Annotated in this window: 17 protein-coding genes; 7 read left to right on the forward strand and 10 right to left on the reverse strand. The window is 60.0% G+C overall.

Annotated features, from left to right (window positions below; all coding sequences use genetic code 11):
- Window positions 1-59: 59 nt before the first annotated feature.
- Window positions 60-770: a DUF2285 domain-containing protein gene (locus ACLKMW_RS26545; RefSeq protein WP_458575164.1), complete on the reverse strand. Its 711-nt coding sequence runs from the start codon at window positions 768-770 to the stop codon at window positions 60-62.
- Window positions 771-976: 206 nt separating this feature from the next.
- Window positions 977-1,504 carry an antirestriction protein ArdA gene (locus ACLKMW_RS06280; protein WP_415723533.1) on the reverse strand — a complete coding sequence of 176 codons (528 nt, stop codon included), beginning with the start codon at window positions 1,502-1,504 and terminating at the stop codon, window positions 977-979.
- A 411-nt stretch (window positions 1,505-1,915) separates the two neighbouring features.
- On the opposite strand from ACLKMW_RS06280, the gene ACLKMW_RS06285 reads away from it, so the two are divergent.
- The 5 genes from ACLKMW_RS06285 (at window position 1,916) to ACLKMW_RS06305 (ending at window position 8,085) form a co-directional block, all read left to right on the forward strand.
- Window positions 1,916-3,058, forward strand: coding sequence for a dsDNA nuclease domain-containing protein (locus tag ACLKMW_RS06285; RefSeq protein WP_415723534.1), 1,143 nt, complete (start codon window positions 1,916-1,918; stop codon window positions 3,056-3,058).
- Window positions 3,052-4,497, forward strand: coding sequence for a spermine/spermidine synthase domain-containing protein (locus ACLKMW_RS06290; protein WP_415723535.1), 1,446 nt, complete (start codon window positions 3,052-3,054; stop codon window positions 4,495-4,497). The genes ACLKMW_RS06285 and ACLKMW_RS06290 overlap by 7 nt, the downstream gene beginning before the upstream one ends.
- A 373-nt stretch (window positions 4,498-4,870) precedes the next feature.
- Window positions 4,871-5,890, forward strand: a complete 1,020-nt coding sequence (locus tag ACLKMW_RS06295; protein WP_415723536.1) for a D-glucuronyl C5-epimerase family protein — start codon at window positions 4,871-4,873, stop codon at window positions 5,888-5,890.
- Between the two features lie 80 nt (window positions 5,891-5,970).
- Window positions 5,971-7,035, forward strand: a complete 1,065-nt coding sequence (locus ACLKMW_RS06300) for a hypothetical protein (RefSeq protein WP_415723537.1) — start codon at window positions 5,971-5,973, stop codon at window positions 7,033-7,035.
- A 429-nt stretch (window positions 7,036-7,464) separates the two neighbouring features.
- Complete coding sequence (locus ACLKMW_RS06305; RefSeq protein WP_415723538.1) at window positions 7,465-8,085, forward strand: hypothetical protein; 621 nt, start codon at window positions 7,465-7,467, stop codon at window positions 8,083-8,085.
- 371 nt (window positions 8,086-8,456) lie between these two features.
- On the opposite strand, the gene ACLKMW_RS06310 is transcribed toward ACLKMW_RS06305, so the two are convergent.
- Window positions 8,457-8,738: a hypothetical protein gene (locus ACLKMW_RS06310; protein ID WP_415723539.1), complete on the reverse strand. Its 282-nt coding sequence runs from the start codon at window positions 8,736-8,738 to the stop codon at window positions 8,457-8,459.
- Between the two features lie 471 nt (window positions 8,739-9,209).
- Between ACLKMW_RS06310 and ACLKMW_RS06315 the strand changes: the two genes are divergently transcribed.
- Window positions 9,210-10,373, forward strand: a complete 1,164-nt coding sequence (locus tag ACLKMW_RS06315) for an ABC transporter substrate-binding protein (protein WP_415723540.1) — start codon at window positions 9,210-9,212, stop codon at window positions 10,371-10,373.
- Between the two features lie 55 nt (window positions 10,374-10,428).
- On the opposite strand, the gene ACLKMW_RS06320 is transcribed toward ACLKMW_RS06315, so the two are convergent.
- Window positions 10,429-10,923 carry an Lrp/AsnC family transcriptional regulator gene (locus ACLKMW_RS06320; protein WP_415723541.1) on the reverse strand — a complete coding sequence of 165 codons (495 nt, stop codon included), beginning with the start codon at window positions 10,921-10,923 and terminating at the stop codon, window positions 10,429-10,431.
- A gap of 101 nt (window positions 10,924-11,024) precedes the next feature.
- Between ACLKMW_RS06320 and ACLKMW_RS06325 the strand changes: the two genes are divergently transcribed.
- The gene (locus ACLKMW_RS06325; RefSeq protein WP_415723542.1) at window positions 11,025-12,218 is read left to right on the forward strand and encodes a diaminopropionate ammonia-lyase; all 1,194 of its coding nucleotides are present in this window, start codon (window positions 11,025-11,027) and stop codon (window positions 12,216-12,218) included.
- 146 nt (window positions 12,219-12,364) lie between these two features.
- Here ACLKMW_RS06325 and ACLKMW_RS06330 read toward each other — a convergent pair whose 3' ends face one another.
- The 6 genes from ACLKMW_RS06330 to ACLKMW_RS06355 form a co-directional block, all read right to left on the reverse strand.
- Complete coding sequence (locus ACLKMW_RS06330; protein ID WP_415723544.1) at window positions 12,365-13,144, reverse strand: GntR family transcriptional regulator; 780 nt, start codon at window positions 13,142-13,144, stop codon at window positions 12,365-12,367.
- A 330-nt stretch (window positions 13,145-13,474) separates the two neighbouring features.
- Window positions 13,475-14,695, reverse strand: coding sequence for a xanthine dehydrogenase family Fe-S subunit (locus ACLKMW_RS06335; protein ID WP_415723545.1), 1,221 nt, complete (start codon window positions 14,693-14,695; stop codon window positions 13,475-13,477).
- Window positions 14,692-15,531 carry an FAD binding domain-containing protein gene (locus ACLKMW_RS06340; RefSeq protein WP_415723546.1) on the reverse strand — a complete coding sequence of 280 codons (840 nt, stop codon included), beginning with the start codon at window positions 15,529-15,531 and terminating at the stop codon, window positions 14,692-14,694. Before ACLKMW_RS06340 ends, ACLKMW_RS06335 begins: the two co-directional genes overlap by 4 nt.
- Complete coding sequence (locus ACLKMW_RS06345; protein WP_415723547.1) at window positions 15,528-17,891, reverse strand: xanthine dehydrogenase family protein molybdopterin-binding subunit; 2,364 nt, start codon at window positions 17,889-17,891, stop codon at window positions 15,528-15,530. The genes ACLKMW_RS06340 and ACLKMW_RS06345 overlap by 4 nt, the downstream gene beginning before the upstream one ends.
- Before the next feature lie 234 nt (window positions 17,892-18,125).
- Complete coding sequence (locus tag ACLKMW_RS06350) at window positions 18,126-19,511, reverse strand: NAD(P)(+) transhydrogenase (Re/Si-specific) subunit beta (RefSeq protein ID WP_415723548.1); 1,386 nt, start codon at window positions 19,509-19,511, stop codon at window positions 18,126-18,128.
- Entirely contained in the window at window positions 19,508-19,831 is a 324-nt protein-coding gene (locus ACLKMW_RS06355; RefSeq protein WP_415723549.1) for an NAD(P) transhydrogenase subunit alpha part 2, read from the reverse strand. Before ACLKMW_RS06355 ends, ACLKMW_RS06350 begins: the two co-directional genes overlap by 4 nt.
- Window positions 19,832-19,902: the final 71 nt, after the last annotated feature.

A 19,902-nucleotide genomic window follows, 5' to 3' on the forward strand; every position in this document is an offset into this window, starting at 1 on the left:
CAATCAACGCTTGCCGGGCTTGATCGGATAGTGAAGCAGAAGGCGATAGCCGCCGCGCATCATCTTGATGCCATGCGCAACCAGGCGGCGGGCCTTGTTTTGCGCGAATCATTCTCGAAATCCTCCTTGGAGCCGCGAAAGCCGAGCAGGACTTCGGCGATGGTGCGATAGCTTTCGCCCCGCAGCCGAGCGTCGAGCGCGCGCAGGGATAGGATATGCCATTGCCGGAGCTGGGCGGGGATCGCTCGGAAGTCGGGACCGGGAGCACGGCCGTTGAGGGATCGCCAAAAACGGCGAGCGGCGTGGGCACGAAGCTCCAGAAAAGAGTCCATCGGCAGCGTGACGGCGTAGAACGCGGCGGCGTCCGGCGCAGCGTCCGGCAACCAGAATTGATGCGCGATGTCATCCACCTGCCAAATGCCGTGCCAACCATCGGGAGCGCGGCGCAGATCGAGGCCGTCGAAATGCGCAAGCGTCATTATTGGTTCTGTGTCGCCGTCCTTGTGCTCAACCGGCGACAGCGTCACCACTTGCGGCTGAAAGCTTGGACTCCACATCGGTAACTGTTGGTCATGCGGAGAATCTGGATCGCAGGGGAAATCGGACGCCCCAGCGACGTGCGAACGTTTCAAGGTCGCGGCCGCTCGGTCCCCCGTCTGTGCGATGGTCAGGAAGTCCTGACGATAATCATGGTTGCGGCGCAGATTTTCCCAAGCGAAACCAGCGGCCGGGATTTGCTTTGTGTGCCATATGCCGCCGGTGATCGCCAATCAATGCTCAGCATGGCGTCACCTCCCCAAGCCGGGACGTGCTGGGCAGCGCCCGGCAAAAAGAGGCTCAAGGATTTCTAGAAATATAGAAGCCGCTCACGGCCGATATACTGATCGGCTAACCCGATCAGTATCGGTTTCTTCTTAACCCTGCTGAACTCAGGTACCCGGTCGCCCGCCCGCGTGCGCGGACGGGCGACCATTTTTCATCTGTTGGAGAACACGTGGACCTCGCCATATGCGGTCTCGATGGTGAAAAACTCGCCGGCCATCTCAGCGTCGCGTGCCATCGCATCCCAATCGACATAGTAGCGCAGCGCGTCGGGGATCGTAACGCTCTCGGTGGTCAGTTCTTCCATGTAGTCGGCAAGCTTGGGGAACTGACCATGATAGCAGTCCTGCAAGGTGGATTCGGCTTGGTCCATGTCGCCGCTGAACTGCTCCAGCAGGCCCGCGCCTAATGCGCCATGCTCTGCGATGAAAGCGGCTATCCGCGCCACGGTGTCGATCCCGGCATACTCATGGATGCTGACGCCCTCGAAGCCCTCGTAGTTGTGGATGGCGTATTCCTCCGCGTGCTCGATGGGGGACCGCGCGAGCATGGCCGTCATCTCGTCCCTGATCTGGTCGGCGTCCTGATCCGCGTCGATCCAAGCCCCATGCAGATAGCCGTTATTATAGGCGGCAAGGCAGGCGACATAGATGCGGGGGTTGTTGTCGGATACGTTGGTCATGTCTCTGATCCTCAGGTCTGAAGGTCAGCGAAGCGGAACGCCGCGCCTGACCTTCTGGCCGTCGCCGAGACTGGGGTAGCAACGAGCAAGGGCGGCCGGGGTGGAGGGGAATCACCCGGCCGGCACAAGCGAAGCGCGGAAGGCTGGTGATACCGCCCGGACGGTTCCACTTACCTTGCTGGCGCGAGGGCAAAGCCCTTAGCAAACCTGTTGAGCAGGACGCAGCGGCAGGCGCGCTGGCCTAGAGGTGCTGAAGTCCGACTGAACATAACCTACTGAAATCACTCACTCCCCTTTGAGTGGTCACTGCGGCCATCGGAGCTATACCCTTATTCGGCAGGCTCAGGCTTGTGCTCGTAGCTCGACCCAAAGTTGATCGAGTTCAAACGGTGACACGGAATCCGTAGGCAAATGGACAACGCTGATGTAAGCATTTTTGAGGGGGGCTCATGGATAATTGTCTTAAATCGGCGCACGCACCAGGTTCAGCCCAGTCAGGAGAAGGGCCGGGTGTCTAATAATTTGAGTATTATCGCTGCGTCGACAGATGCGGGGGGGGGCATAGCTGCCCGCAAAGGTTTCCGAATTCAGGATCATGTTGCAGCCCGTCTTGCTCTTGAGATGTTACATGATTCCACAATATTGCAATTGGAGTGCGAGACCGGAGACGATGTTGTCCTGCGTCGCATTGAGGCCGGGCAAACAATTATAGAATATGTTCAGGTCAAAACGACCGAGATCGATGCAAAATGGTCGATCAAAGAACTCACAGCGCGCGTCGATAATAAGCAAGGTAGCTCCGTTTGTGAGAAATCTCTCCTTTGTGATAAGCATGGGGAAATTGCTTGGTTTCGATTTGTAACCACGCGCGCGGTTTCGGCAAAGCTACAACCATTCCGACGCCCGCGTGTGAAACGCGCCGGCTATTCAGCCCTTGCGGGGCTGGTCACTAGTTTCTCTAAGAAATTCAAAACCGTGAAATCGGCTTCAGGCCGGACTCTGGCCGATTGGGCCAGCAATATGCTGTGGGAAGTCGAGGGTGAAGAAGACGCATTGAGGTCTCGCAATATAAATGCGTTGCTCAAACTGTCGAGCAGCCAAGGCGTCAATCCGAGCTACGAAGCTATGGAGGAGGTTTATCGTCAACTTGCCGACAAAGTTCGCGCAATGGGCGACAAACCTTCGGTAGATGCCAATGAGAAAGTCTGGACGCGCAGAGACTGCTTAGAATGGTTTGCTTCTCAGGTTGACACAATACGAACGGCGGCGAGTGCCACCGTCAAGGTCTACCAGATTTCGAATGTCCCCCAGTTCTTCTCAGAAATATGCTCGATGGACGAGGTGGGTATTCAACGGGCCTTGTACGCCTATGATGTCGAGTTTGATGGCGATTTATGGCGGAAGGACGAGCTAATCGATCACCTGCTAGATTGGCTCCCTGAAATTGCGCTCCCGCCGCAAACTCTGGCTAATTTCAATCACCTTGCTGCAAGGCGTCTTGCCGCGCTTTGCCGGACACTCGTGCGCCATGGCGATCTCGCAACGGGGTGCTGACTGCACTCTTCGTCTCCGGCTCATTGCTGCTTCTTATCGCTATGCGCTTTCCGCCTGAGTGGGCGGCATGGCTGGGCGCGCTAACTTTCACGACCTTCAATGGCTCGCTAATTTCCCTGAACTGGTCTCACCTGATCGGCGATCCGAATCCGTTTATTGTGTTTCTTTTTGGCGGCTTGCTGATGTTGCCCGTGCTGGCGTGGTCGGCGCTTTTCCCAGTGATGACCCGTCTAATGACGGCCCGGATAGATGATGCCGGCAAGTCGTTTGCACGCCTCTATTCACTGTACACCGTTGGGAATGTGCTCGGCACTTTTGCGTTCGGCCTATGGCTGTTGCCATCCGTCGGGACGGGCCTTTCCTTGACCATCACCGCGTGCATAGTGGCAGCCGGTATTCTGTTCGTGGCGCGGCTTGGGTCCGGCCGCATACTCGTCGCAACCTCTGCCGGCCTAGCGCTAGCTCTCCTTATCCCCCGCGACTACTACCGCCAATTTCATCTTGGGGGCTACGAGGTCGAGCGCGTCTATGAAGGGCGGAACGGCGTTGCCACCACGGTGCCGACGAGTACGTTCTACAAGATCATTGACATGAACCGCACTGCGTCAGCCTCTGCCATGGTGCGTGATCCAGGTCCTGGAGACCAATACGAGGCCTGGCGCTGGAACCTGACTGAACTACTGGCTCTCGATCCTGGCTTCCGCCCCCGTCGCATACTCATCATCGGGATCGGCCACGCTTATCTGATCGACGCGTTGCTGGATCTACCTTTTGTCGAGAAGATCGACATTGTGGACATCTCAGAGGAAGTAGTCGAGGCAGTGCGGGACAATACCACGACGTCAACTCGGCGGATATTTGAAGATTCTCGCGTGCAAATCATTATTGAGGACGGTCGACGCTTCGTCCAGCAGGCATTAGCCGCTGGGGGTAACTACGACCTGATTCAAACAAAAATAAATGAACCATGGCACGCCGGTTCCGGAAATCTCTTCACCGTAGAGTTCATGCGCCTGCAACGGAACCTACTTACTGAAGGGGGCTACCTTGGTGTCAGGCCATTGCTAGGGCACGCCCGCGATGGGCTTCAGGTGTTCGAAGCCGCGCTTTATCCGGGCTACTACCATGTGTATTTCAAGAATGGCGCCCTGCCCCCGCTAAATAGAGCTACGGTTACGCCCGACATTTCTGACGCATGGTTCAAGCGTTTTCCCGGACGCGAGGAGAAGTCGGAGCGAGCGGATCATCTAGACGTTCTGGTTCTAGACAGGTCCAGTGATCTCACCGCCATTGATCTGAATACCGACGACCGCCCAACCTTTGAATACTACAAGCTTCGGCAGTGGCGAGGGACTTGGGAAAGCCCGCGCAAATCTCTGTCGGATGGTGATTTCGCGTCGATGCTGCGGGCCGTGCCAGTTGTCGTGGATCTCGATTAGTTAACATCTCACTCTTTCGGGCCGATGTGTATGCGGCAGAGTGGAGTGAAGTGTTCCAGCCAAGCCTGCCCGGAGCCTTGTTTCCAATCCACGCCCCTGCCGGACCCGTCTATCCTTTGCTATGGGGCGCCTTAAAGCGGGTAGATTTGGAATTGAAAGAAGCGTTCGCTTAGAGGGTTTTCGAGCATGCGATCTACTCTCTGCTCCTTACCGTCGTATTCGTGGTCGGGATGACCTTCATCTCCAAGCGCTTCGACGCCGATGGATAGAAGCCGAGACAACTTTCGATAATCGCTCGCACCGTTGTTACTACAGCTTCCAGTTGATTTGCGGCGCCAATGATCCTATTCAAGCGTGGGCTTGGAGGTGAATTTTGAGATATTTGGTCGCTGTTGCTGTTTTCGCTGCGCTTCTTGGCTCTGCGGTGTATTCATTCTCACTGATCGCGAGCGAGGAGCAATGGCCAGAAATCCTACGCCCCGAGACGGCCCCCGCCGCTGTCGCCAATGCCCATAACATGTGGCGCATCGAACCAAGCAACTGGCGGGCGCAAATCACTGAACACACTGCAACGGGCGACTATCTTAACTCCGGGATGGACGTGTGTGCGGCGTCCAATTACCTCAAGCCCGACGCCGAAGGCATTTTTCTGATCAACGTCACGAAGGGCGTGATCAAAGGGGAGGATGGCTGGTTCTATGATCCGGTGCTGCTTGCGCAGTGTGGCTTGAAGGCGCATGGCAAGTGGCTCCGCACTAACGATCAAAACTACCTGAACGTCGCCATACAGAACGGCCGCAAGCTGCTGGAACTGCAAAATGACGTAGGCGCGTTTCCGTACTCGTACCGCTGGTGGTATTACGTCACGAACCAGCTCCTTCAGGCCGGTTGGACCTCCGCTATGGCGCAGGGGCAGGCGATGAGCCTGTTCGTGCGCCTCTACGATGCGACCAAAGACGAGGCGTTCATAGCGGCCGGCAAGAAGGCATTAGCCTACATGCTGACCCCGACGACGAGTGGCGGCGTCATGACAACGCTTGCCGACCTCGACCCCAGCCTGAAGGACTATGTGTTCTTCGAGGAGATCGTGACGCAGCCAAGGGACAACTACATCCTCAACGGCTACATGTTCGCCCTGCTCGGGCTGTATGACTGGTCACAGGTCCCGGCACAGATCAAGGCCGACCAGGCGATAGCGAAGAACTTCTTTGACCGTGGGATTGTCACGTTAGAGCGCATCCTTCCGTACTACGACATGGGCGGGATGACAGCCTACGACCTCACCCATTTCACCTTCAACAACGCGAGAAACCTTTACCTCAGCGCCTCCTACCACTCGGTTCACGTCTACCAGCTCCACGCCCTGTACACCATAACTGAAGCGAGACACTGAAGGAAACTCGCGATCTGTGGGCATCATATCTGGACGAGGCATTAGCCGCCGCCGACGGCGAATAGTTGCAGGGGATTGGCTTGTCTTATGATCTCAAATGGCCATCTCGGGGCTTTCTGGCAGGGGTGGCGCTTAGTGCTCCATTCGCTGCCAACCCATACCCAACAGTCGTTGCGGCGCTTCTGCTTCTGCCATTGATCATCGATCTTTTTGTGCGCCGGATTCGAATGGCGCCATTCTTTAAGCCTACCCTGCTGCATCTCGTAATTGTTGCTCTTGCGGCATGCCACGTCGCCGCGATTTTACTTGGCACAACCCCTTACAGCGATGACGTTCTCCGAAACCTCATATGGTCGGGAGGGGTCGTTGGGGTTGTACTATTGGCGTCTGATCCTTCTGATCGGCCACAGGACATCATTTTAGGTTTCTTCACCGCCGCCGCGGTGACCGCAGTGCCAATTGCAGTGGCAGGTCTTGTGAAGTACGGCTTGCAATTGAACGGCGTTCTGTTCGGATCGCTGATAAACACGTGCTTCGGACGATATCCGCAAGGGACGACCTTCTGCGGCGATTACAATCTTTTCAGTCTCTATATCGGGATCGCGGCTCTCGGTGCGAGCGCTCTGATCCTATGTTATCAAAGTCGATACAAAGCAATCCTTCTCGTTTGTTTGGCGATCATCCTTGCAGCAGGGCTTTTCGCCGGCTCCCGTCGATTCGCAGCAATCGCCGTTTTGGTCGCCATCTATTGGGCTGCACATGCGTTTCGGTCACCCGCTCGGACTGCGCGACTAGCCATTGTTCCTCTCGCATTAACTGCCTTGCTCTACGCCTATTATGGTGCGCCACGGGCCAAAATTGCCGATGAAGAAGTTGTAACCGTCGAGCAGGTGGTCGCCGGTTGGTTCGCTCACACCGAGCCCGCATCTCGAACCGCTGAGCCTGCAATTGCTGAGCCGGCATCTCCCATTGAGCTGCTGGAGGCGAGGGAGCCTCCTAAGGGCACTTTTGGTCCCGTCAGCACTGACGAGACCGGCCAGCCACGAGTCTTAGCCGCCCGCGATGTGTCTCCCGTTGCTCTAGCATCAACGTTCGAGGACAACTACGGCTTCGGTAGCAGGCTCGAGAAGTGGAAGCTCGGCTAGCAGATGATTCAGGAGAACGGCTACATATTGGGCCGTGGCTTTGCCTATCACCAGCAGTTCTCGTGTAGATTCGTCAATTGCGAGTTTATTGACTACCCGCATGCGTCCATCATGTCCGCATTGGATCGCATTCGGTGTTCTCGGGCTCTTCCTCGCACTATCCTTCTACGGTTTGACCGCCATCTACATATTCCAATCAGGCAGCGAGGGTTTACTGTCAGGCTCCAGCTTCATCGCTTTGGCTGTCATGCCGTACAGCCTGATATCCGGAGACACAATTTTCTCGCTTCCGCACGCGGTTATAGCTGCGCTCCTCGTCGGCTTGGCAGCAAAACCGCCCGGTAGATTGGCTTAGGCGCAACCTACCCAATCACCCACCGGCTGAACGCTACCACGCTCAGTTCGGCAAGCACGCGAGATCAGACCTCCATGGTCAAAAGATTGAAATTGAAATGGCTCATCAGCAGTGGGTTTGCCATAACCGTTGCCATTGCTGTTGCCTCTTTTGTTGCCAACTCAACCAATCTCCAAACCCAAGTGATAACTGCGCCCGGCGCTCTGCCCGAAGGGATTTCTGCATGGACCGTTCAAACGGGTTTAGAGATTGGCGGGCGCAAAGCCGTCGCCACGAACGGATGGACGCCAGAAGCAACACTTCAGGGGTCAGAGGTGTCCGTGCAGTCGCCGCTCGGCTTGTTCCAACGCAACTGGCGTAGCCTCTTGCGCTTCCATCTGGCGGGCGCAGATGATGGTCTCTTCCCCGTTGAACCTGATGGCGAATATGCAATAGACGTGTTACTAGGCGGCGGCCGCTCGCACGTTGAGCTCTTTTTCGCTGAGTATTCCGAAGATCGCGAGTTGCTGAGCGTCGTTCCGCTCAGCTCTTGGGAAATGCAAGGTGCGCCGCGTGAGTTCGGCATGAGGTTCAAGGTTTCGCCTTTCACGAGATGGATCGAACCGCGAATCGTGGTGGATGGCACGTTTTCGATGAGGGTCGAGAGTTTGACTCTCACTGCTATTGATGGAATTCACCAAGTGAGAATGAACTGATCTCATCGCAGCGGCTCAGCGTAGATTTCGAGCTGTTGTACTCAAACTCTCGCGCTGAGGCGCGCCGTAGTTCTCTTCCCAGTTCAGTTTCAGGCGCGGGACCATCGGGTATCGGCCGTCGTCGCCGAGTATCTCCACACTTCGAACCGCACCGCCCCGTCGCCACCGTCGTACGGTCCCTCGACATCGTAGGACCTGACGATTTGCCCGACTCGTAATGCTACGATTGGTTCACGATGTTCTGCGGTGCGAAGCTTATCCACTTGGTGGAGTCGGCGCCGGTAGCCGGCGACGTGTCACATTCGCGTAATCTTTCACACCGAGAGCCACGAGATTCGCGGCCTTGACGGCTGTGACGGGCACCGTGAACATCACCAGCGGAATGCTCTCCAGCGCGGCCGGCCCGAAATGGATGATGGTGCCGGGGCCCGCTTTTCGCCGCTGCCGGTCAGCAGCAACGCCGATGTCTCCCCGGAGCGGTTTGCACCGTCCGGACGATCGATGTTCCACCGTGTCGTCGCATCGAACTGGCGGAAGCGGATCGCATAATTGCGGCCGGCGTTGACGGCGAAGGCAACCGACGCGCTGACGGTGGGAACAGACGCGATTATGAAATCGCGGCGATCGACGCCTTGCCTAAGATTATCTGGCATGATGAAAGTCCTCTGAGATTTCAAAAGCTGCGTTAGATGGCATGCACCTCGGTCACAAAAATCCCGCGACTTAAGCCACAACCCTGTTCCTAACCCCGCAAAGTTGCAAGATTCTGCGAACCATGTCGGAGCTCGCTATCTTGCGGCATCCGGACGTCCAATCTGACGTCGGCATGATCGGCAACGAGCGCTGGTCCATTCATCCATTCTCCATGACCGAAACCGCGACACGAAGAAGTTGCTTAAGTTCCTACACACATCACTGCGTTCTTAAATTCCACTTGCGTTATCATCCTAAAAATAGAATGATGGTATGACTGACGTGCCTGGGCCGTGAACGGGGCTTTCCTGCCACACAGCCCGAAAGCGACAATGCGGAACGGCGTGAGCGGCCCTAGGGTGGTTCGTTGCGCCGTTGTCGCCGGTGCGCAGTGGTTTGCGGCGCAATCAATCCGATCCGGAGGAGAATTAATGAGCAGGCGCACCAACTTTATTACAACATTCGCTTTGTCGCTCTTGATGGCGACGGCCGGCGTCGCAAGCGCCGACACCATCAAAATCGGCATCAACCAGCCGCTGACCGGGCCGTTCGCGGCATCGGGCACCTATATCGTCGACGGCGCCAAGATCGCCGCTGAAGAGATCAATGCCAATGGCGGCATTCTCGGCAACCAGGTGGAACTGGTCATCGAGGACAACAAGAGCAATCCGACTGAAGCGGCGGCGGTCGCCGAAAAGCTGATCGAGCGCGACAAGGTGCCGGTGATGATGGGCGCCTGGGGCTCCAGCCTGACGCTCGCCGCCATGCCCAAGCTGATGCAATATGAAGTGCCGATGCTGGTCGAGACCTCATCTTCCAGCAAGATCACCAAGCAGGGCAACCCTTATATCTTCCGGATCTCGCCGCCCTCATGGGTCGAAGCGGAGCTGTTCAAGAAGCTTTTGCCGACGCTCGACGTCAAGAAGGTCGATTTCCTGGCCATCAACAATGACTGGGGCCGCGGCACCATCACCGACTTCACCACCATGTTCGGGGAGAACGGCGTCGAAGTCGGGCTGACGGAAATCATGGATCAGGCGTCGCAGGACATGAGCGCCCAGCTGTCCAAGATCAAGGCATCGGATGCCGACACGATCATCATCACCACGGCCGTCGAGCAGCTGACGCTGGTGCTGAAGCAGGCGGCCGCACTCGGCATCACCAAGAAGATCATCACCACCGGCGGTTCGCAGAATCCGGACCAGTTGGTCGATCAGGCCGGCTCGGCCGCCAACAACACCATGCATATGGTGTTCTTCGCTCCCTGGATGCCGGAGAAGTCGCCGCATCCGGATCAGGCCAAGGCATTCATCGACGCCTGGGCCAAGCAGGGCCATGACGAGGCCGGCCTGACCGAAAGCTATCGCGGCTATGACGGCATCCGCGTCATCAAGGCGGCAATCGAAAAGGCCGGCGTCGCCGAGCCCGATAAAATCCGCGAAGCGTTCTGGCAGATCGAAGTCCCCACCCTCAACGGCACCGTTACCTTCATCAAGGACGGACCTGAAGGCAGGGAGAGCGGCCAGTACATGGCGAATGGCACGCTGATCAAGATTGTCGACGGCAAGATCGAGCTGGCCGCCGGGGGGTCCTGAGCGGGCCCGATCGAGCCAACTGCCACGCCCCGGTGAATACCACCGGGGCGTTTTTCTATGGTATCCGACCCAGCGGAACGGCAACGCCGGTCTTGATGCGGTCCATCACCACCAGTGTGCGGAACCGCTTCACATTGTGGTTTTCGAAGAACAGCCTGCGGGTGAGCGCTTCGTATTCGCCCATGGAAGCGACGGTGATGATGAGCACGAAGTCCGCATCACCGGTAACGTAAAAGCATTGCTGCACCTCAGGCGCATTGGAAAAACTTTGCTTGGTGGCATCGAGAAGGTCGAGCCGCTCGCTTTCGACACGAACCTCCACGACGATGGTGATCGGCCGCCCGACGCGGGCCGGATCGACGCTCGCGACATTGCCGGTGATGACGCCATCGGCTTCCATGCGCCGGATGCGCCGGTGCACCGCGGCGGCCGAGAGATTGACCTTCTCGCCAATCACGCGCTGCGGCGTGGTGTTGTCCCGCTGCAGGATTTCAAGAATGGCAAGATCGAAGCGGTCGAGGTCGGGGGGAATGGCCGCAGCATCCTGCACTCTGCTCTCCATGCAAAAACGTTTCATTCAATGCGGCCAAATAGAGCGCAAAATTCGACCTTACTGCAATATAATTTCCTCACCTGAACAGGAGCGATTTCATGTTTGTTCTCAATACCCACCCCGATCATAACAAGCCGCTGGACCCCGCCGACGCCGAGACGCTGAGCATCGAGGCGGCAAAGGAAGTCGAGCGCTTCCTGACCTATCGCGACAATCACAAGCCGACACCGCTTCATTCGCTGGCCGGACTGGCGAAGGAACTCGGCATCGGCGCCATCCATGTGAAGGATGAGGGCTTTCGGCTCGGCCTCGGCAGCTTCAAGGCGCTCGGCGGCTCTTATGCGGTGATCCGGCTGGTGCTGGAGGAAGCGGGCCGCAAACTCGGAAGAACGGTGGACATCAGCGAGTTGCAGTCGCCGGCGGTGCGCGAAGTCGCACAAGGCATGACGGTGGGCTGCGCCACCGATGGCAACCACGGCCGCTCGGTGGCGGCAGGCGCGCAACTCGTCGGCGCCAAGGCCGCGATTTTCGTCCATTCGGGCGTCTCGGACGAACGGGTCGCAGCGATCGCGCGCTTCGGCGCGGAGATGATCCGGGTCGAAGGCACCTATGACGATTCGGTCGCCGAGGCCGAGCGCGTGTGCAATGAGAAAGGCTGGATCGTCGTTTCCGATACGTCCTGGCCGGGCTATGAGCGCATACCCGGCCTGGTGATGCAAGGATACACCGCGATGCTCAACGAAGCGGTGCGAGATCTGCCGCAGCGCCCGACGCACGTGTTCATCCAGGCCGGCGTGGGTGGCCTGGCTGCCGCCGTCGCCGGCTATTTCGACGTTGTCTTCGGCAAGGACCGGCCGCGCCTGATCGTGGTGGAGCCCGATCGCGCCGCCTGCATCTATGAAAGCGCGCGCGCCGGCAAGCCCATCAAGGTCGAGCATGGCGAGGCAACGATCATGGCCATGCTGGAATGCTACGAGCCCTCGCTCGTCGCCTGGCGCGTGCTGACGCGCACGGCCGACGCCTTCATGACAATCGGCGAGGATGATGCTGCCGAAACCATGCGCCGGCTTGCGCGCCCGACCTCCGGCGATCCGGCGATCGTCGCCGGCGAAAGCGGCGGCGCCGGCCTGGCCGGCCTGCTGAGCGTCATGAAGAATGAAAAGCTGCGTCGGGAGCTCGGTCTTGACTCGCAGTCGCGCGTCTTCGTCATCAACACCGAAGGCGCCACCGACGAAGCCCGTTATGAAAACATTGTCGGCGCTGCCCCGACCGCTGTTCTTGCGGCCGCGTAAAATCGGCAAAAGCGAAAAAGGCCGGCTCCTTTCGGGGCCGGTCGCACGCGCAATAAGACGTTACCGCAATATCCGATGGAATCACGCAGACGGTCCGACGCGTCAGGCCGTCGAAGCATAGGTGCGCTCAGTTGAGCGCACTCGTTCTACTTGCTGTTTGCCGCCTTCCGACCGCCGCGGGGGCCGGTCTTCTCGAGCAGATCGACACGTAGGGCAAAGCAGCTCTTGTGGTAATGGATGTCTGCCACGTAAATCGCCACATCCTCGCTGTCCACCAGAACCAGCCGACAGTCGGCTGTCGGTTCGCCAAGACCTATCTTGAGCAAATCCGCCGTTTCCGGGTCGGCGACGCCGATCGTCACGGTCTGATGGGCATGGGTGATCAGGACGTCGTCCATTTCCGCGATGTTGGGCAGGGCCGCGACGTGGCTGAAAAGGTCGCGCCCCTTGGCGAAGATATGCTGCGCCAGATACAAATTGACGACGGAGAACGGCTCCTCGTTGTTGTACTGCACGCTCCTGAGGAAAGTATAGCCTTCCGGCGCCGGCTTGCCCTCGCCCTCCGCCAGTTCAGGCAGAGGAGCGTTTTCCTCGATGTGGACGCGCTTCAGCACGTTTTCCCGGATAGATGCGACCATTGAATCGAAGTCGGTGGCAAGGTTGAGCCAACGATTGTGCTTGGGCTTGCCGGACACGAAAGTGCCCCTGCCCTGCTGGGCATCGAGAAGCCCCTCTTCTCGCAGCAGTTCGATGGCCTGGCGAATGGTGACCCGCGCCACTGCGAACTCCTGCTCGAGTTCTTCAAGCGTCGAGATCTTGTCCCCTTCCATCCAGAAGCCGGTGTCGATGCGCTGGCGCATGACGGACGCCACCTGGACATAGAGAGGAACGCGACTGCGGTCGTAGATCGATGCAAGTTTGCTCATGATACGAATGTACGACAAATAGGTTCACTTTGCCAGAGTTTGTTCCTGGAAAGTTGCAAATCTGTGATTAAAGATTGTCCTCAAAACAACAGCTTACATCGGGACCGGGTTTCTACCAGGCAAATTCACTTTTGCTGTTCCCAGCGGCCGGTTCCGCAGCAAGGCACCTCGCAACTTTACCATGCGTTGCGGGACGGCTTCGAGCCTTCACTTTGCGAGGAATTGCCGAACACTTTCGAGAAAATATTGAAGCATGCACAGAGCCGTTGCAGGCGCGCTGTCCTGCACGCCTGCAACGGCATCGTCCCGATTGCTTCCTGTCCGCGGAACTCAGCGCCGGCCGAACAGGCTGGCGAAGAAGCGCTTCACGCGGCCGATGATGACGGACGAAACCAGCGAGCCGGCGTCGAGTTCGGTGATCACGGGCGGCGCATCCGCATCACCGCCATGGGCCTTGTGCGCGAGCTTGGCTTCGAGGTTCTGGACAAAGGCCGCAATGAGGCGACCCGCCACATCCTGAACCAGGCCGGAGCGGCCGAACTGCGCCAGCATGCCGGTCAGCGTGTAGCCGATGCTGACATCAACGCGCGTCTCGCCCGGCGTATCTCCGGGCTTTACGGCATATCCGATCAGGCCACGAGTTTGCGAGTTGCTGCGCTTGTCCTTGCCGCTGCCATTGATCGTACCCGTACGCGTGGCGTCGTCGCGCGTGACATCGGCGACACCCTGGAACTCGGCTGCGATCGGGCCGACCTTCACCCTGATCTGGCCCTCGACATGGCCGTCGACCGGCTCCCCGGCCAGCGAAGCGCCGGGAAGACAGGATGCGACTTCACCGATATTGCCGAAGAAATCCCAGACGACATCAACCGGATGCGCGACGGTGAAACTCTGGGTGAAAGTGGTCTGAGGCTTCCAATCGGCATCCTGGCGCGACGTCGGCACCGACGCCCGCGCCTGCGGCGCTGCCGTGCCGACGGAAGTGCGGGCACGAAGGGTTGCCCCGTTGGATTCAGGGACCGCATGCCCCGAACCCGCGGGTCCGAGTATCTTGCGGTTGCCATCGGCAATCGCTGCAATGCCACGCGCACGACGCGCCGCAATCACACCCTGGATTGCGCGCACGATGCCGACATAGCCGGTGCAGCGGCAAAGATTTCCGCTCATGGCAACACGGATGTCGTGTTCGGATGGCGCATCCATGCGCAGCACCACATCGCGCGCCGAAACGATCATGCCCGGCGTGCAATAGCCGCATTGCAGACCGTGTTCCTTCGAAAAGGCCGTGCGGAGCTCGGCGGCGATATCGTCGTCGTCAAGTCCTTCCACCGTGGTCACTTCAGCCTGCTGGCAGGAGACCGCGTAGGTGATGCAGGAGCGCGTCGGCACACCGTCGACGAGCAGGGTGCAGGCGCCGCAAACGCCGTGTTCGCAGCCGATATGGGTGCCGGTCAGATTCTGGGTTTCGCGCAGGAAATCGGCCAGATGCGTGCGCGGCTCGATGGTGGCGCTGGCCGGCTTGCCGTTGACCGTGAGGGTGACCGTGTTCATGCTGAATGTGCTCGCTCGATGGCGCGCCGCAGCGCGACGACATGGGTCTGCCGGTCGATCGGGTCGGTCATGCCGGCGGCTTCGATGACTACGCCGGCGGCACGGCTGTCGAAGGCGAGATCGAGGCGCTCGGCCTTTCCGTCGCCGATGAGATGGGACGCTTCGGTGATGACGATCGGCCGGCTCTCGGTCGCACCGATCACCGCCCGGCTCACGCCGCGCTCCGGATCGGCAAGGAAAGCGCCGATCGCGTGGGCGAACTCGCCAGTCTTGCGGCAGCTCTTGTAATACCCCCAGCGGGCGGAGCGGCTGAGCTTCGGCACGGAGATCGAAACCAGCATCTCGCCCGGACGCAAATCGGCCTCGAGCGCGCCGAGCATATAGTCCTCGACGGGGATCGTCCGGCTGCCGGAAGGTCCGCGCAGGGTCACCTTGGCGCCCATGGCCGACAGGATTGAAAGCCAGTCTGCGGACGGATCGGCATGGGTGAGACTGCCGCCGATCGTGCCGCGGTTGCGCACCGCCCGATAGGCGATGCCGCGCGCCACGCCAGGAAGCGCACCAAGCGTCACGTCCGGAACGCGCAAATCCTCGACATCGGCATGAGTGATGCAGGCGCCGAGTACGATCTCGTCGGGCCGCTCCTCCACCAGCTTGAGCTCCTCTATCCCGGCGATATCAACCAGGAGATCGGGCTGTACCAGCCGCATGTTGAGCATCGGCCCCAGCGACTGGCCGCCGGCCATCAGCTTCACCGAAAGGCTGTCCTCGGCAAGAAGCGCCAGGGCTGCGCCGACATCGGCCGGACGTGCATAGTCGAAATTGACAGGCTTCACGCCGCCTCCTCCCGCTCCGCTTCAGTTGTCTTTTCCTCGCTTGCGGCGCGGATCGCCTCCAGCACGCGGCGTGGCGTCATCGGCGAGCGCAGAAGTTCGGCGCCATAGGGCCGTAGCGCATCGTTGACAGCGTTGCCGATTGCAGCCGGCGGGGCGATGGCACCCCCCTCGCCTATGCCCTTCACGCCGAACTCGGTATAGGGCGACAGCGTCTCCATATGGTCTAGCCTCGGTGCCGGAACTTCTGTGGGTCCCGGCAGAAGATAATCCGCGAAGGTCGACGCCAGCGGCTGACCGGAGGCATCGAAGTTCATTTCTTCATAAAGCGCCGTGCCAATGCCCTGGGCGAGGCCGCCGTAAATCTGACCGTCCACCACCATCGGATTGATCAGCTTGCCGCCGTCCTCGACGATGACATAGTCGAGGATCTCGATGTCGCCGATTTCGGGATCGACGGCGACGAGCGCAACATGGGCGGCGTAGCTGAAGGTGCCGGAATCCCGCACCGGCTTGAAACCGATAGTCGACTCCAGACCACGCGGATCGACGGCTTCCGGAAGGTCCTGCGGGCGCCGATACCAGGTGTGGGCAATCTCCTCGAAGGTAACGCTGCCGGAAGGTCCGACGACCTTGCCGTGGGCGATCTCCACATCCTTCGGATCTGCCTGCAGCAGGTGCGCACCGATGCGCTTCGCCATGCCCGCAACCTCGCGCGATGCGGTCGCGACCGCACCGCCGGCCATCACCGCGCAACGCGAGCCCCAGCTTCCCGTCGAATAGGGCGTGTATTCGGTGTCGCCGTGGACGAGCTTGATCTTGGCGGTCTCGATGCCGAGGATTTCGTGAGCGACCTGGGCCAGCGTCGTTTCCATGCTCTGGCCATGCGAATGAACGCCGACGCGCAGTTCTAGACCGCCATCCGGCGTCATGCGGGCGGTGGCCTGCTCGTGGCCAGGCACCATCGGTATGCCCCAGCCGGAATAGACCGAGGTGCCGTGCGCGGCCTGCTCGCAGTAAATGGAATGACCGATGCCGATCAGCCTGCCATCGGGTTCCGGGTGCTTCTGGCGCTCGCGGATCGCCTTCAGGTCCATCGCCGCAAGGGCGCGCTCAAGCGCCTCCGGATAGTCGCCGCTGTCGAAATGCTTTTTGGTGATGTTGTCGAACGGCATCTGCTCGGGCTTGACGAGATTCTTCATGCGAACCTCGTGCGGTTCGATGCCCGCCTCGCGAGCAACCGCATCGAGCACCAGTTCGAGCGCGTAGCAGACGCCGGTTCGGGCGACGCCGCGATAGGGCAGGATCGGGCACTTGTTGGTGGCGACCGACCAGGTGCGGCAGCGATAGGCTGGAAAGTCGTATGGCCCCGGCAGAATGCTGGCGACCTGGGCTGCTTCCAGGCAGGCCGAAAACGGATAGGACGAATAGGCACCGGAATCGACTGTCGCCTCACAGTCGATGCCGCGCAGCTTGCCGTCGCGATCGGCATAGGCAGTGATGCGATAGTGGTGCTCGCGGCAGTTCGCGCCAGCCGTCAGGTGCTCACGGCGGTCCTCGATCCAGCGAACGGGATGACCACAGCGCATTGCCAGCCAGCCAAGACACACGTCTTCCGGCAGCAGGATGCCCTTATAGCCGAAACCGCCGCCGACGTCCGGCGAAACGATGCGCACCTGCGCCTGATCGAGGCCGAGGCATTCGGCCAGGCCGGTGCGGACAATGTGCGGCATCTGGGTGCCCGTATAGAGCACGAGCTGCTCCATGCGCTTGTCCCAATAGGCCACGGTCCCGCGGCCTTCCATCGGGGCCATGCTCTGGCGCGCGGTGGAGATTTCGCGGCTTATCTTGATCGGCGCGTCAAACGCCGTCTCGATGTCGATATCGACGAAGGTCTCCAGAAAAACGTTGTCGCCCCAGTGTTCGTGAACCAGCGCCGACTCCGGACTACGCGCTGCAATCATGTCGTGGACGGCCGGAAGCTCGTCCAGATCGACCTCCACGGCGGCGGCCACATCCTCAGCCTGCGCCCGCGTATCGCCGACGCACATCGCGATGAGTTCACCGACCTGACGGACCTTTTCGAAGGCGAGGATCGGCTGTTCCGAGGCCTTGAAGCCAGCCAGACCGGACACGGCGACAATAGGCTTCACACCTTCAAGATCGGCGGCGATGAAGACACGGTCGCGGCAGGTGTCGGGAACCCGGATCTCTCCGACCTTGGCGTGAGCCAGCGGCGAGCGCACGAAGGCGACATCCTTCATGCCTGCAAGCCGAATGTCGGCAACAAACTGGCCGCGGCCGCGAAGGAGACGGTCATCCTCCTTGCGCAGCAATGAGGCACCGACGCCCTGTTCAGTCATACTCGTCCTCCTCTGGCCCTTGGGAAGGGTTCAACCGGCATCGGCAGATTTCGGGATGCCGCCGGCTAACCGAGCGGTTCGCCTGTTGCGTCGCCATATCATCTTATTTTTGGAATGATAGCAAGACTTATTTGGCGGCGTCGCTGCCGCGTCAGGCTGGCGTTCGCTTGGGATATCCTCAACTGTGGGCGGCGCCACTATAGGACACCGCCCCCAAAACGCATCTGTCAAATCTTAGGCCAGCTTGACCTCGGCCCCAAGCTTCATCAGCGATTGCTTGGCATCGCCGAACAGCATCGAGGTTCTCGGCGATACGAAGAGATCGTTCTCGACGCCGGAGAAGCCCGCGCCCTTGCCGCGCTTCAGCACGATCACGCTCTTGGAATCCGACACGTTGAGGATCGGCATGCCATAGATGGGCGAGGACTTGTTGGTGCGCGCCGCCGGATTGACCACGTCGTTGGCGCCCACCACCAGAGCGACATCGGTATCGGCGAAGCGCTGGTTGATGTCTTCCATGTCGACGAGCTTGTCATAGGAGATGCCGGCTTCGGCAAGCAGCACATTCATATGGCCCGGCATACGCCCGGCAACCGGATGGATGGCGAAGCGGACATCCACGCCCCTCTTTTCCAGGAGATCCACGAGTTCGCGGGCCTGATGCTGTGCCTGGGCAACGGCCAGGCCGTAGCCGGGCACGATGATGACGCGCCGGGAAAAGGCGAGCCGCAGCGCTGCGTCGTCGGCGCTGATGGGCGCCATTTCGCCGCCGGCTCCGGATGCCGCCGCTTCGTCCGATGCCGCCGAGCCGAACGCTCCGAAAAGCACGTTCGAAAACGAACGGTTCATCGCCTTGCTCATGGCGATCGACAGAATGAAGCCACTGGCGCCATCCAGCGCACCGACGACGATCAGGATGTTGTTGTCGAGGGCAAAGCCGGTGGCGACGGCAGCGAGGCCGGCATAGGAGTTGAGCAGGGAGACGACCACCGGCATGTCGGCGCCGCCGATCGGCATCACCAACAGGATGCCGACGAGAAGGCCGATGACGCCGATGGCGGCGAATGTCCAGACGTCATAGGGATTGACCACCAGCCAGACGAGGCAGCCAACGCCGATGGCGAAGAGCGACAGGTTGAATACGTTCTGGCCTTTGAAGGTGATCGGCCGCCCAGGCAGGATTTCCTGCAGCTTGCCGAACGCCATGAGGCTGCCGGTGACGGTCAGCGCGCCCAGAAGCACTTCGAAGCCGAGCGCCAGCACATGGCCGTGCGTGAGGTGCTGCGTGTCGTAGCTGTGGATATATTCGCCGATGCCGACCAGCGTGGCGGCGAGCGCGCCGAAAGCGTGGCTGAAGGCGATGCGCTGCGGCATGGCCGTCATCGGCACCCACATGCCGAGCGGATAGCCGATCAGTGCGCCGACGACGGCGCCGACCGCCAGCCATTCAAAGGTGACTATGCGCTGATGAAGCAGTGTCGCGGCAACGGCGACCAGCATGCCGAGGGCGGCCATCTGCATACCGCGGCGGGCCGTATCGGGATGGCAGAGCGACCGCAGCGCCAGAATGAAAAGGGCTGCGGCGAGCAGATAGGCGAGTTGGATGAACGTCTCGGTCATTGATGGTCAGCGCCCTTGCGCTCTCCCTTGTTCGCGGTCTTGGCGGGGCCGAACATCGCCAGCATGCGGTCGGTGATGAGAAAGCCGCCGACGACGTTGGCCATCGCGCAGGCGACGGCAACGGCGCCGAGCACGGTGCTGATCGGTCCCTGGTCTGAACCCGCCAGGACCAGCGAGGCGACCAGCGAGATGCCTGAGATCGCATTGGTCGCGGCCATCAGCGGCGTATGAAGCAGCGGCGGGATGCGGCTGATGGTCTGGAAGCCGACAAAGCCGGCAAGCATGAAAACGAATAGTTGGATGACAGCGGTGGACGTCATATCGATCCTCCAAGATCGTGAGCGCAGCCGGTTCGGCGGCGCGAGCGAAGGCATTCTCCCGCGAGGCTCGC

The organism is Borborobacter xinjiangensis, assembly GCF_047739745.1.
Lineage (GTDB): Bacteria > Pseudomonadota > Alphaproteobacteria > Rhizobiales > Rhizobiaceae > Pseudaminobacter.